Here is a 12,012-nt window from a genome sequence, read left to right on the forward strand (position 1 = left end):
CGCCTACCTCGCTGGGACAAAAACCGGAGCGCCGTCGGCCTCCACGGTGGTCAGTTTCTGGTCGTACAAACGCTCGAGCAGGGCCACATCAAGCATCTCCCCGGCCCGGCCCCACCGGGCTTCGCCGTCGGGAAACAGCAATAGCAGGTGGTCGCACCAGCGCGCTGCCAGATTGAGATCATGCAGGCACATGAAAACTGCCCGACCCTCACTGGCCTGCTGCGCAAGCAGCTTCAGCACCGAAACCTGGTGCCGCAGGTCCAGGTGGTTGGTCGGCTCGTCGAGTAACCAGGTATGGGGCGCCTGGGTCAGCACCGTGGCGATGGCGACCCGCTGCCGCTCTCCGCCGGAGAGGCTGCTGACCAGCCGGTCTTCGAAGGGGGCCATGTCGAGTCGGGCGAGCGCGTCACGGGCAAGGGCGAGATCTTTGCCGCTCTCCATCTGCCAGGGCGAGAGCCAGGGATGCCGACCGATAAGCGCCGTTTCCAGCACGGTGGCCGGGAAGCCATCCTGTCGTTCCTGAAAGACCAGCCCCAACTGCTGTGATACGGCCCGACGCTTGAGGGACGACAACGACTGACTACCCAGCCTGACCTCACCCTTGCGCGGCTGCCTCAGGCCCGCCAACGTGTGCAACAGCGTGGTTTTGCCCGCGCCGTTGGGGCCCAGCACGCCCCATATCTGACCCTTTTCCACCGTAAAGTCCAGCGGCTGGCCATCGGCGCGCCCTGGCACATCAACCACAAGACCACAGGCCTGCAGCGAAGCTATCTGTGAACCGATTTGCGGCTCCTTACGCGGCCCTCCCAGAGCCCCTTCCGACGACCCCATCAGCGACTCCGATACAGCAGGTAGAGGAACGTGGGCACGCCGAGCAGCGCCGTGATGACGCCGACCGGAAGTTGCTCCGGTGCGATCACCAACCGCGCCAGGGTATCCGCCAGCACCAGCAGTGCGCCTCCTGCCAGTGCACAGGCCGGGAGAATCAACCGCTGGTCGTTACCGAGAACCAGGCGCAGCATGTGCGGCACCACCAGCCCGACAAAACCGATGCTGCCGGCGGTCGTAACAGCCGTGGCCGTCAGCAGGCTGGCGGCGATGAAGATCAGCCATTCCAGCGGGCGCACGGCGACGCCCAATGCCGCGGCCTGCAAGGGCCCTCGCGCCAGCACGTTCAGGCTCCGTCCCAGGGGGATTATCGCCGCGCAGCTCAGGGCCAACACGACTAGCGCCGGCCATGGGCTGCGGGCGTAGGACATGTCCCCCATCAGCCAGTACAGCATGCCGGGCAGCGCCTGGGTCGGACTGATGGCCAGCATAAGGGTGATCACCGCTCCCCAGCCCGCCGCAACCACTACGCCGGTGAGCAGCAACCGGGACGGTGTCCAACTGCCAGAGCCATGGGCCAGGCCGAACACCAGAAAGGTCGCGAACAATGCGCCCCCGAATGCGGACCCGGAGATAATCGCGCCGCCGAACCCTGCCAGCATCGCCAGCAGCGCACCCACCGCCGCACCGCCGGAAAGGCCCAGCACGTATGGATCCGCCAGGGGATTGCGGAGCAGCACCTGCATCAGGGCGCCAGCCACCGCCAGCAGTCCCCCGGTCGCGAATGCCGACAGCGTGCGGGGCAGTCGCAGCTCCAACACCAGGGTGCGCTGCAGGCTGGTGCCGTCACCCAGAATCACTGCCAGGATGTCTGCCGGCGCAATGGCGACACTGCCGATACCCACGGATAGCACCATCGCACCCAGGCTCAGTAAGGCGAGCACCATAAGCGGCAGCCGCAGGGACCGGGTCATGGTGCAGCAGGTCCGTCAGTTTGAGCCGCCGCGCGTTTGCTCCGGACCTGCTCCAGTTTTTCACAGAACAACCGGCTGCCCTGGAGCAGCCGCGGCGTTGGCCGCTGGATCAGGGAGGGCGGCACAAAAAACAGATTGTCGTCTTCAGTCGCCTGCAGGGCCGGGAAGTCAGCCCAGCGGGTGAGCCAGTGGCGGTTCTCCTCGCCCATGCCACCGGCCAGGATTGCTTCAGGATCAGCTGCCAGCACAGCCTCCGCGCTGATTCGCGGCACCAGCCGCTCGAGATCCCCGAAAACATTGACACCGCCGCAGAGCGAGATCACCTTGCCGATCAGATGCTCGTCGTTCACGGTCATCAGTGGCTCATCCCACACCTGGTAGAAGACACTGACCGGCTCGGCATCAGCATGCTGTTCGGCCAGCCCGGCCATGCCCTGGCGAAACTCATCGGCCACCTGCTGGCCCGCCTGATCGGTAGCGGCCAGGCGGGCAAGACGCTCGATCGCGGTCGAGACGCCTTCAAAGTCGCGCGGCTCAATGGAGAAAACCGCCATGTCGAGGGTCCGCAATTTCTCCAGTTGTTCGCGGGGATTACCGGTGACCCATCCGACCACCAGGTCGGGTTTGAGCGCGACCAGCGTTTCCAGATCCAGGCGGGTGTGGCTGCCTACGGACTGCACCTGCTTTGCTTCAGGTGGGTAGTCGCTGAAAGAGACTACTGCGACGACCTTTTCCCCGGCCCCGGCCGCGTAAACCAGCTCCGTAGCACCGGGGGAAAGCACCGCGATCCGCCGGGCCGGTTGCTCCAGGCAGACTTCTTCGCCGGTATCGTCAGTTGCGCACACCGCCGCCATAGCCTGACCCGCAGGGCCGAGCAAGCCGAAACCCAGCAACAGCGCCAAGGCAGCGCGGCGGGTCCAGCACGGAAAGTTAGCGGCGATATATTTCATCGGCCGAAGTTTACACTGACGAAAGCGGCGCGGCCGGCGTTGATGTAGTTCGCGGCGGTTTCATACTGTTTGTCCGTCACGTTTTCCACTGTGAGCCTGGCACTCCAGAGCGGTGCGAAGGTCCAGGTGGCGCGCAGGTCGAGCAAGCCGAAGCCGGCCAGGCGCTTCTCATTTTCCGCATCATTGTAGCGATGGTTTTGCAGTGTCCATGAGCCGCCTAGCTCCCATTCCCCCAGTTGCCGATCAGCGTCCAGACGCAAGCTCTGGGTGGCCCGCCGTTCGAGGTCGTTTCCGGTCTCGCGGTCTTCCGGGTCGAGGAAGGTCAGTGCGGCCGCGAGATCCCACCTAGCGAGTTCTGCACCGGCAGCTAACTCGGCGCCTTGTATACGAGCCCGGGCAATATTCTGTGGACTGTACAGGCCGCTCGGGGTCGGCGCCCAATCAATCAAGTCGTCAACTTCAGTCCGAAAAACGGCAAAATCCCAAAAAAAAGCCTGATATTGACCGCGAGCGCCAACTTCTAATGTCTCGGAGGACTCTGCGTTAAGGTCAGGGTTTCCGCCGGTCGGATAGTAGAGATCGTTGAAGGTAGGCGCCCTGTATGCCGTACCGTAACTGGTCCGCAAAGTATGATGATCGTCCAGCTTGTACCCCAGTGCCAAGCTCCCGGTGGTCTCCCCGCCAAACGCTTCGTTATCGTCGTAGCGCAGGCTGGGCTGTAACGAAAACGGACTGAAATCGAGCAGTCCCTGGACGAAAAAAGCGCGGTTCCAGCGGCTGCTTTCGGAATAGGCTGTGGTGCCACTTACGTTGTCGTCCATGTACTCGGCACCTGCAGCCAATTCATGGTCGCCAAAAATCGCGTTGTTGTCCCAACGCACGGTTCGAGTGCGGGTATCGAACTGGCTTGAGTCGGCGCTCGCATCGGGGAAATCCTCAGACTCATCCCGGGCCTCACTCACAGTCAGCCGGCTACGCCAATTCTCTGCCAGAGGCGCCTCGCCATAAACGCCCGCAACCTGCTGGACGTAGTCCATGTCGCCGGTGTTGTATTCGGTATTACCTTCCGCACGGAGCGCCAGCAGGCCAGTCTGGATGCCATTATCAAAACGATGGGACAATTTGGCCAGGCCGGTTGTGTTGTCATAGCCCTTATCGCTGCCGCCTTCGCGGATTGCGGCACCGTCGGTGTTCAGGTGGCTGCCGGCGATACTGAAGCGGGTGCCATTCCGAATGCCCGACAGGCCCGCGCTGTAGCGCTGAGTGTTGAACGAGCCGGTGCCAACAGAAGCGCGAGGATTGAAGCCCTCCTCGTCACCATCGACAGTGAACAACTGCACCACCCCACCCATGGCGTCGGCCCCGTAGAGACTACCGCGAGGCCCCCGTACGATTTCCATGCGTTCGAACATACGCGGCTCAAGATGCTGCCAGGCAGCGCCGCCAGAGGTAGCCGAGCGCAGGCGTATACCGTCGATCAGCATCAGGGTCGCCTTGTTGCTGATGCCGCGGATCATCACGCTGGTGGTCTTGCCGTATGAGCCGTTGCCAGTTACGTCCACACCCGGCTGAGCGCGAATGACGTCCGTGACACTGTTTGGATCCTGCCGACGAAGGGTTTCCTGATCTATTACCGAGACCGAAGCCAGGCTTTGGCTCTGGGTCTGTACGCCTAAGGTCGGCGTGACCACCAGCGGGTCGAGTTCAAGTATAGAATCATCGGTGGCCTGGTTCTCGGCAGCGGCACTGGTGGCCGGGGCTGTCTGGGAGTATGCAAGACCCGGCACCAGGGCAAACAGGCTACCGGACAACACAACAACGGGAAGGCACTGCACTTTCATGTAATCGCCACTCACTCAGTATCCCATGCACGCCCGCACGGGGATCAGTAGGTGTTGTGGCGGGAGACGGCAGGCGGGTAGGGAGTTCGAGCGGTGGGGGACCGCTTTACCCACCATACCGTTGCCCACCGCAACGTCTGGTGTTGGGAGCATCGCCGGACTTCAGATTAATAAAGTCAGGGCGACTCTGTTGCTCCCCTTTCAGGCCGGTCTCCGGGCTAATGAGCGGAACCCTCGGGTTCCCGGACGATCACCTTCCCATGCCGTGGCGGCACAGTGGCGCATTTGACCGTCGTTGACTCAATCACCGTTGCGGGGGCAGCGTTGGCTTGGTCCGTTTTCATAACGCGAAGAGCGATTAGGAATTGACGGAGGACCAACTTCCCGTTTCACCCCGGTGCGCGTTGCACCGGGACACCTGAAAGTGCGGCAAGGCTAACAACAGGTTAACCCTTGGTCAATCAGATTGAGCGTTACGACTTCGGCTCGACCGGCCCAGGGCGTCATCCAGACGTGCCCACTCGCGTTCAGATCCTGGCAGGCCGATCCTCAAGCCCGAGGGATCAGTGAAGTGACGTACCAGCACGGCCTGCCCGGCAAGGGCTTGATAGATCTCGAAGGCGTTGGGATGGCGCACGTAGCAGAACAGATTGGTCGATCCCGATGGAGCAAGGCCGTGCGCTGCCAGAAGCTCTGCCATGCAACGGGAGTCGTGGGCAAGCTGGCGTCGGGTGGTCTGCTGCCACCCAAAATCGGCCAGCGCCCTTTCCATGAGGTAACGCGCGGGTCCACTGACGGACCAGGGACCCAGCAGCCGGCCCAGCGCCTTGCACAACTCCGGACAGGCAATCACTGCGCCCGCCCGAACACCCGCCAGCCCGAAGAATTTACCCAGGGACCTGAGCACGATCAAACCGGGCTGACCCGCAGCGGCCGCAAGGCTATGGGCCTCATTGCCGGAGATAAAAGCTTCGTCCACGATCAACCAGCCATCGCGCTGAGCCAAGCGATTTCGCCAGGCGAGCAGTCGTTCAGAGGCGAGCAGCTCACCCGTGGGATTGTTGGGCTGGATCCAGACGACCACATCAAGGCCGTCCAGCTGTGCCTCGATCGCCTCGGCGCTCAGCGCCTGAACCTCATGCCCCGACGCCCGCCAGCAATGGCCGTGTTCCTCATAGCCCGGCCGGGGAACCGCGACCCGACCGGGCGCACGCAATCGGGGCAGAGCCTGAATGGCGGCCTGGCTGCCGGCCACCGCCAGCACCCCCGCATGTTCATGGGGCTGCGCCCACGACCGTATCGCGCTCACCAGGGCATCGTCATCCTCCGGCAGGCGGCGCCAGACATCTTCTGGGATTTGCGGTACCGGCCAGGCCTGCGGGTTAATGCCCGTGGACAGGTCGAGCCAGTTCTCCCGCGGGATACGCCAGAGCGCTGCGGCTGCATTTAATTCACCGCCGTGTAGAGGAAGATCAGCCACTTCTCACCTCGCCTGCGTTCGTCGCCTCCACGCTCAGCTCCCCGGTCAGAACAAACCAAACGGTCGCAGCGGCGAGCATGAACAGCCAAAGCCAGACGCCCCGCTGCACCAGTCGCACAGCCTGCTCAATGGTATCCGCATCCGCTGCTGAACCGGCGCCAAGCCGTGGACGCTGCTTGATGCCCTCCCCGTAGGGCGCGGGGCCGCCAAGCGCGACGCCCAACGCGCCCGCACCGGCGGCCATCACCGGCCCCGCATTGGGGCTGTCCCATTGGGGAGCCTGACGGCGCCAGCAGGCAAGGGCCAGTCGTGTCTGGCCTACCAACGCATAGGTCAGTGCGGTCAGCCGGGCCGGGACCCAGTTCAATAGGTCATCCAGACGAGCGGCGACCCGGCCAAACTCGAGGAAGCGCTCATTCCTGTACCCCCACATGGCATCCAGTGTATTGACCGCCCTATGCAGGACCACGCCCGGCAGGCCCAGCACCAGATACCAGAACAGGCTGGCAAAGATGGCGTCCGCCCCATTCTCAAGCACCGACTCAGTTGCGGCCGACGCCACCCCGGTCATATCCAGCGTCCCGGTTCTGCGGCTGACGATCCGGCCCACCTGGGCACGCGCCTGCTCCAGATCACCTGTTCTCAGCGGCTGTGCGACCGCCCGCGCGTGTTCAGTCAGGCCACGCAGAGACAGCGCCAGCCAGAGCACCACGGCCTCGACCACGGGGAGCAGGAGACTTGGCACAGTCCGGGCCACCAGAGCCGCAACCAACACCGGCGGGCCGACCAGGATGAACAACCCCAGCGCGCCCCGCAGTATGCGGTGGCCGGACCGGTTGAAACGAAGTTCGAGGCGCTGGGTCGCCGTCCCGAACAGCACCAGGGGATGAAACCGGCGGGGTTCGCCCAGCCGGAGATCCAACAGTAAGGCTGCCGTGCAAACGATTAGCAGGGTTGGCAAATTATCCACTACACACTCTTTGTCTACTGCATTCTGTTTATTGGGATGGCACCGGGAGCTTTACGCGAGCGGTCTTCAGGCTGCACGCGTGGTGGCGCAGTGTACTTGACAGCCCTGCGGGTGCGTTAGACCATCGTGCGCCCCAACCCGACCGAGCGGCCGCCATGACCGACCTGAGCTTCTGGACCCAATCGCCGCCAGCCCCGAGCCAGGCGCGCATCAACAGCGCCCGCCAGCGACAGGATTCGCTCACCAAACCGCCGGGCTCCCTTGGCCAGCTGGAATCCCTGGCCATAGCACTATGCGGGCAACTGGACACCGAAAAACCCGCCGTAGACCGGGTTCAGATCACTGTATTCGCCGCCGACCACGGGGTTTGCGACGAGCAGATCTCGGCGTTTCCCCAGTCGGTCACCGGGCAGATGATAGCGAACTTCGCCGCCGGCGGTGCCGCCATCAGCGTCCTTTCCGCCGCCCTGGGCGCAGAGCTGGATGTGGTCAACCTGGGCTCGATCGGCCCGCTTGCGGAGATGCCCGGCGTCATCAACCACCGCATCGCGGCCGGAACGGCAAACCTGGCGCGGGAACCGGCCATGAGCGAGGCGCAGCTGGTTGCAGCACTGGCGGCGGGCGATCAGGCGGCGCAACGGGCCGCTGACCGTGGAGCACAGCTCTTTATCGGCGGCGAAATGGGTATCGGCAATACGACCACAGCCGCTGCCCTGGCTTGCGCTCTGCTGGGCGCAGCACCCACCGATCTAACCGGCCCCGGAACTGGCTTGAGCAAACAGCAGGTGACCCATAAAACCGCCGTGGTCGAACGTGCATTGGCGCGCCACGGTGACAACCAGGACCCGTTCGCAGTGTTGGCGTCCCTTGGCGGGTTCGAAATCGCGGGCCTGGCGGGCGCTTTTCTGGGCTGCGCCTCGCGGGGAATTCCGGTGCTGGTGGACGGCTTTATCGCGTCGGTCGCGGCCCTGGTTGCGTGCCGCCAGCAACCTGCCCTCAGACCCTGGCTGCACTTTGCCCATCGCTCCTGCGAGCCCGGCCATAGCCGCGTCCTGGACGCGCTGGAAGCCAACCCACTGCTGGACCTGAGCATGCGCCTGGGGGAAGGCAGCGGCGCGGCGGTCGCCGTGCCCCTGCTACGGCTGGCCTGTGCGCTGCACAATGGTATGGCAAGCTTTGCCGAGGCCGGCGTAAGCGAGGGCAGCTGACATGCCGGAACCCATTACCACCTGGTTCGACCTGATACGCCACGGCGAACCCGAGGGCGGCCCCCTGTTTCGCGGCAGCAAGGACGACCCGCTCAGTGACAGGGGCTGGTCCCAGATGCACGCGGCGATTCAGTCAACCGACTGCTGGGACGCTGTGCTCAGCTCGCCCCTGCAGCGGTGCCTGCGATTCGCCGAGGCCATCGCCAAGCGCGAACAGATACCCTTGTACGAAGACAAGCGCCTGCAAGAGATCGGTTTCGGCGAGTGGGAGGGCCAGACTGCCGAGGCAATCGAAAAGCACTATGGCGAGCGACTCTCACTGTTCTGGCAAGACCCTGAAGCCAATCCCCCGCCGGGCGGCGAATTGCTCAGCATGTTTCAGGGCCGTACGCTCGCCGCCTGGTTTGAGTGGCGTGACCGGCTGGCGGGAAAACGTGTATTGCTGGTCGGCCATGGCGGCACAATACGCGTCATTCTGGGGGAGGTCTTCGGTACTTTGCGCGAGCGCACGTTCTCGGCCATTGACGTGCCCTACGCCTGCCGCAGCCGCGTGCGTCTGGATCAGTCAGAACATGGCTTGCTGAGCTGCCTGGTATCGCACGGGCTTCGCTGAGGGTTTCCTGTACCGATGCCGGTACTAGAGGTCTGCGACACCAGCGCCGACGCGGGCTCGTAGCAGCGACTTCGCTCAGCTGAGTTCCAACGCTTATTTCAGCTCCAGCGACAGCCCGGCAACGCTCATCACAACCCGCTTGCAACGTGCCGCCAGAGCCTGATTCAGCCACCCCAGCTGGTCGGCGAAACGACGGGTCAGCGGATCCATGCCGATAATGCCCAGCCCCACTTCGTTGCTGACAATGACCACTTTGCCGGGATAGCTCTCAAGCGCGCCCAGAAACCGCGCGCGTTCCCGGTCCAGCGTTTCCGCCCCAACGTGCAACAGATTACTGACCCACAGGCTCATGCAATCCACCAGCACATCCGGGGGCGTCGCCTGCCGCGCCAGATCGGCCAGGGCTTCACCCAGCCGCAACGGCGTTTCAAGCAAATCCCAGCTGCCCGGGCGTCGGGCCTGATGGTCGCGAATACGGGCAGCCATTTCTTCATCCCCGGCCATTGCAGTGGCGATGTAGACGACTGCGCCGGAGCTTTGCGACACGACCTGCTCAGCCAGCGCACTCTTGCCCGACCGGACGCCGCCGAGGACCAACACGTGCTTCGTGGCAGCCATAAGATACCTCGTTTTTTTCTGGGAGAAGCCGGTTCCTGCGGCATACGGCGTCGAGAATATTATGAGGGACTGGCGGCAGCAACAACGGATACAGGTGAATACCACTCACAGACAGGGTCAGCTGGTATCTTGGTGAAATCGCCTATGGAGAGAGAGGGATCAGGAAGGAGGAGACTGACCGCAGCAGAACGCTGCGGCCGGTCGGTGTTGCTGAAGCTGCTATCAGGCAGCCGAAGCAACGGTCGGTCAACCCAGCCGCTAGGCAGTGCCGTAACGGTCTTTCTCCGGGCGGCCCATCATGGCACCTGCAATCGCGGCAATCAGAGCCAGCAGGGAAATAATGAAAGCCCACCAGGCCGCGCTCGCAATCGCGTCTGTGACCTGCTTGGCCATCTGGGAGGCCTTTTCCTGAGCCTGCTGCAGCGCCTGGCTGACCTCCTGGCCAATACCTGACATGCCCTGCTGTACCTGGGCGACAATGGCTTCGGCATCCTGCTGTTCGATATTCAAACGATTGGTGAAGGTCGCCATTGCCTGCTGGCGGTCATCTTCAGAGATGAGTCCGCCCTGGCCCGTTAGCTGTTCGACCAACTGGTTTATTTCCGTATCAGCTGAAGACGGCTTGCTCACAATGGACCCGAGCGTATCCACGGCCATCTTTTTGGCCCGCTCCTGCTCCTCGTTGCTGATCGCCTGCTGAATAGCTTCACGGCCCGCTGAACGTATCTCCTGCAGCGTTATTTCCTGTTGCTGCAACCGACGTTGCGTATCCTGCGGCAGGGACTCAAGGAAGTTATCGGGCATGATCAATTCGACATCACGGAAATTGGGCAGATTCAGGCTGTCCGGAGCCGCTTGGCGAACAGCTTGTGCTGCGCCCCCCGATACGGTCGAAATCATCGAGGTCGTGCCGGAAATCACCGCTCCGATGCCTGACGCGACCGAGGCCAGTATAAGAAATGATGCCAGTGCCCAGACCGCGGTTCCGTGGAAAAGAGATGCCGAAGACCAGGCCGAACTGGCGAGCCGACCCGCCGCGTAGCCGCCTACGGCGAAAGCGATAACGTGCGCCACCACGAAGTAGATCGCGCTGCCGAGCGGAACGCCCGCCAGGGGGTCCGATTCCTGGATGGGATCTATCACTGTCAGCCCCAGAGCGATTCCGAGCAGACTCAACAGGAACAAAACCCCAAGGGCAACCACTACCCCGAGAAAAATACTTCCCCATGATACACGGCTATGGAAACCGCCGGCGCTGAGCCGGTCCGTTGTCTCTCTGGCTAAGACCATAGTCATTTCCTTATAGTTTGCAGAATGTCGTTTTTTTGATCGAGGGCGCCCACAATGCGCAATTCTTAAATTTAATCAACAACCTGCATGAGCATCCCTGCGCCTGAAAGACTATCAGCGAAGCATCCTGTACGAATATGTCGAAACAGGCGATACACAATGTTCCCTGGCTAACTATTCTGGCATCGGCAGGTGGGCGACGGGCTACCCGGTCATGGCATAAATGCTGCAAACAGCTGACAGTGGTGAAGGAACTTCGGTCCACCTTACCGTCTTTCCTGAGCAAGCAAGCGGAGGCGCGAGCAATGCGCACCAAACTGAGGCATAACCGTGCCCCCATTCAGAGCACAAGCGCCTCTAGCGTGCGCCCGGCCCGAGGAGCATGAGTGAATGAGCAAGAAGATGGTGATATTTACGGATCTGGACGGCACGTTGCTTGATCATCACAGCTATTCCTGGGCGCCTGCCCGGCCCGCGCTCGAAGCACTCAACCGGGGCAGAATTCCCGTCATCCTCTGCTCGAGCAAGACGCGCGCTGAAATAGCAACTCTTCGGGATGAACTGCAGAATCAGCACCCCTACATCGTCGAAAACGGTGCCGCGGTCGTCATTCCGTATGGTTACTTTGAGCCCGCGCCTGATCCTGAGCACCCAGAAAAGAGGTCCGAACAGACTGTCTCTTTCGGCACCTCCCGCGACCGCATTCTGGCGGTACTGGATTACCTCAAACGGCAGGGATTCCGTTTTCGCAGTTTTGCAGCCATGTCCGCTGGCGAGCTCGCGCAGGTCACAGGTCTCAGCGAAGCGGCCGCAGTCCGGGCGCAGACGCGTACCGCAACGGAGCCCCTTCTTTGGGAGGCGGACGCGGACTCGCTTGAGGTTTTCAAGGCGGTACTGGCGCGGTACCGGCTGCAGTTGCTGGAAGGTGGCCGTTTTTTCCATGTCATGGGATTCTTCGACAAAGCCGATGCCATGGAGTATCTGTTGGAACGCTATCGCATCTTCTACCAGAACCAGGACGTTGTCTCGGTCGCGCTGGGGGACAGCCCCAACGATACCCGCATGCTTGAGCACGCCGATATACCGGTCGTCATCGCGAACGCGGTCGGTGGCAGCCTGCAGTTGCCTAACCGCGGCAATGCAGTTTACTCAGACAAAAAAGGGCCGGAAGGCTGGAACGCGAGCATTCTCCAGATCCTGAAGGAATCCTTCCCCCAAGCAGCGCAAAGCACGGAGTGAG

The 12,012-nt window shown here is 62.6% G+C and carries 11 protein-coding genes and 1 riboswitch; of the genes, 3 read left to right on the forward strand and 8 right to left on the reverse strand.

Annotation, left to right across the window (positions count from 1 at the left end):
- Positions 1-3: 3 nt before the first annotated feature.
- The 6 genes from soil367_RS14495 to cbiB form a co-directional block, all read right to left on the reverse strand.
- Positions 4-831 (reverse strand): ABC transporter ATP-binding protein, encoded by an 828-nt coding sequence (locus soil367_RS14495; protein WP_136549769.1) that lies wholly within the window; start codon positions 829-831, stop codon positions 4-6.
- Entirely contained in the window at positions 831-1,802 is a 972-nt protein-coding gene (locus soil367_RS14500; protein ID WP_136549770.1) for a FecCD family ABC transporter permease, read from the reverse strand. The genes soil367_RS14495 and soil367_RS14500 overlap by 1 nt, the downstream gene beginning before the upstream one ends.
- Positions 1,799-2,752, reverse strand: coding sequence for a cobalamin-binding protein (locus tag soil367_RS14505; RefSeq protein WP_136549771.1), 954 nt, complete (start codon positions 2,750-2,752; stop codon positions 1,799-1,801). Before soil367_RS14505 ends, soil367_RS14500 begins: the two co-directional genes overlap by 4 nt.
- The gene (locus tag soil367_RS14510; RefSeq protein ID WP_246065332.1) at positions 2,749-4,608 is read right to left on the reverse strand and encodes a TonB-dependent receptor domain-containing protein; all 1,860 of its coding nucleotides are present in this window, start codon (positions 4,606-4,608) and stop codon (positions 2,749-2,751) included. The genes soil367_RS14505 and soil367_RS14510 overlap by 4 nt, the downstream gene beginning before the upstream one ends.
- A gap of 172 nt (positions 4,609-4,780) precedes the next feature.
- Positions 4,781-5,030: riboswitch (cobalamin riboswitch) on the reverse strand.
- A 20-nt stretch (positions 5,031-5,050) separates the two neighbouring features.
- Complete coding sequence (gene cobD, locus soil367_RS14515; protein ID WP_136549772.1) at positions 5,051-6,073, reverse strand: threonine-phosphate decarboxylase CobD; 1,023 nt, start codon at positions 6,071-6,073, stop codon at positions 5,051-5,053.
- Positions 6,066-7,043 carry an adenosylcobinamide-phosphate synthase CbiB gene (gene cbiB / locus soil367_RS14520; RefSeq protein ID WP_216642730.1) on the reverse strand — a complete coding sequence of 326 codons (978 nt, stop codon included), beginning with the start codon at positions 7,041-7,043 and terminating at the stop codon, positions 6,066-6,068. The genes cobD and cbiB overlap by 8 nt, the downstream gene beginning before the upstream one ends.
- Before the next feature lie 155 nt (positions 7,044-7,198).
- On the opposite strand from cbiB, the gene cobT reads away from it, so the two are divergent.
- Positions 7,199-8,251 (forward strand): nicotinate-nucleotide--dimethylbenzimidazole phosphoribosyltransferase, encoded by a 1,053-nt coding sequence (gene cobT, locus soil367_RS14525; RefSeq protein ID WP_136549773.1) that lies wholly within the window; start codon positions 7,199-7,201, stop codon positions 8,249-8,251.
- Position 8,252: 1 nt separating this feature from the next.
- The gene (locus soil367_RS14530; RefSeq protein WP_136549774.1) at positions 8,253-8,864 is read left to right on the forward strand and encodes a histidine phosphatase family protein; all 612 of its coding nucleotides are present in this window, start codon (positions 8,253-8,255) and stop codon (positions 8,862-8,864) included.
- Between the two features lie 93 nt (positions 8,865-8,957).
- On the opposite strand, the gene cobU is transcribed toward soil367_RS14530, so the two are convergent.
- Together cobU and soil367_RS14540 are read right to left on the reverse strand one after the other, a co-directional pair.
- Positions 8,958-9,482, reverse strand: a complete 525-nt coding sequence (gene cobU / locus soil367_RS14535; protein ID WP_136549775.1) for a bifunctional adenosylcobinamide kinase/adenosylcobinamide-phosphate guanylyltransferase — start codon at positions 9,480-9,482, stop codon at positions 8,958-8,960.
- A gap of 258 nt (positions 9,483-9,740) precedes the next feature.
- Positions 9,741-10,772 (reverse strand): OmpH family outer membrane protein, encoded by a 1,032-nt coding sequence (locus tag soil367_RS14540; RefSeq protein ID WP_136549776.1) that lies wholly within the window; start codon positions 10,770-10,772, stop codon positions 9,741-9,743.
- Positions 10,773-11,162: 390 nt separating this feature from the next.
- Here soil367_RS14540 and soil367_RS14545 point away from each other — a divergent pair, with 390 nt between their 5' ends.
- Positions 11,163-12,011, forward strand: a complete 849-nt coding sequence (locus soil367_RS14545; protein ID WP_136549777.1) for an HAD-IIB family hydrolase — start codon at positions 11,163-11,165, stop codon at positions 12,009-12,011.
- Position 12,012: the final 1 nt, after the last annotated feature.

The organism is Hydrocarboniclastica marina, from assembly GCF_004851605.1.
GTDB classification, from domain to species: Bacteria; Pseudomonadota; Gammaproteobacteria; order Pseudomonadales; family Oleiphilaceae; genus Hydrocarboniclastica; species Hydrocarboniclastica marina.

Excerpts from the sequence above, each read along its gene's own strand:
- soil367_RS14505 (WP_136549771.1), bottom strand. The coding sequence starts at position 2,752 with ATGAAATATATCGCCGCTAACTTTCCGTGCTGGACCCGCCGCGCTGCC.
- soil367_RS14495 (WP_136549769.1), bottom strand. The coding sequence starts at position 831 with ATGGGGTCGTCGGAAGGGGCTCTGGGAGGGCCGCGTAAGGAGCCGCAA.
- soil367_RS14530 (WP_136549774.1), top strand. The coding sequence starts at position 8,253 with ATGCCGGAACCCATTACCACCTGGTTCGACCTGATACGCCACGGCGAA.
- soil367_RS14540 (WP_136549776.1), bottom strand. The coding sequence starts at position 10,772 with ATGGTCTTAGCCAGAGAGACAACGGACCGGCTCAGCGCCGGCGGTTTC.
- cobU (WP_136549775.1), bottom strand. The coding sequence starts at position 9,482 with ATGGCTGCCACGAAGCACGTGTTGGTCCTCGGCGGCGTCCGGTCGGGC.
- soil367_RS14500 (WP_136549770.1), bottom strand. The coding sequence starts at position 1,802 with ATGACCCGGTCCCTGCGGCTGCCGCTTATGGTGCTCGCCTTACTGAGC.
- soil367_RS14545 (WP_136549777.1), top strand. The coding sequence starts at position 11,163 with ATGAGCAAGAAGATGGTGATATTTACGGATCTGGACGGCACGTTGCTT.
- cobT (WP_136549773.1), top strand. The coding sequence starts at position 7,199 with ATGACCGACCTGAGCTTCTGGACCCAATCGCCGCCAGCCCCGAGCCAG.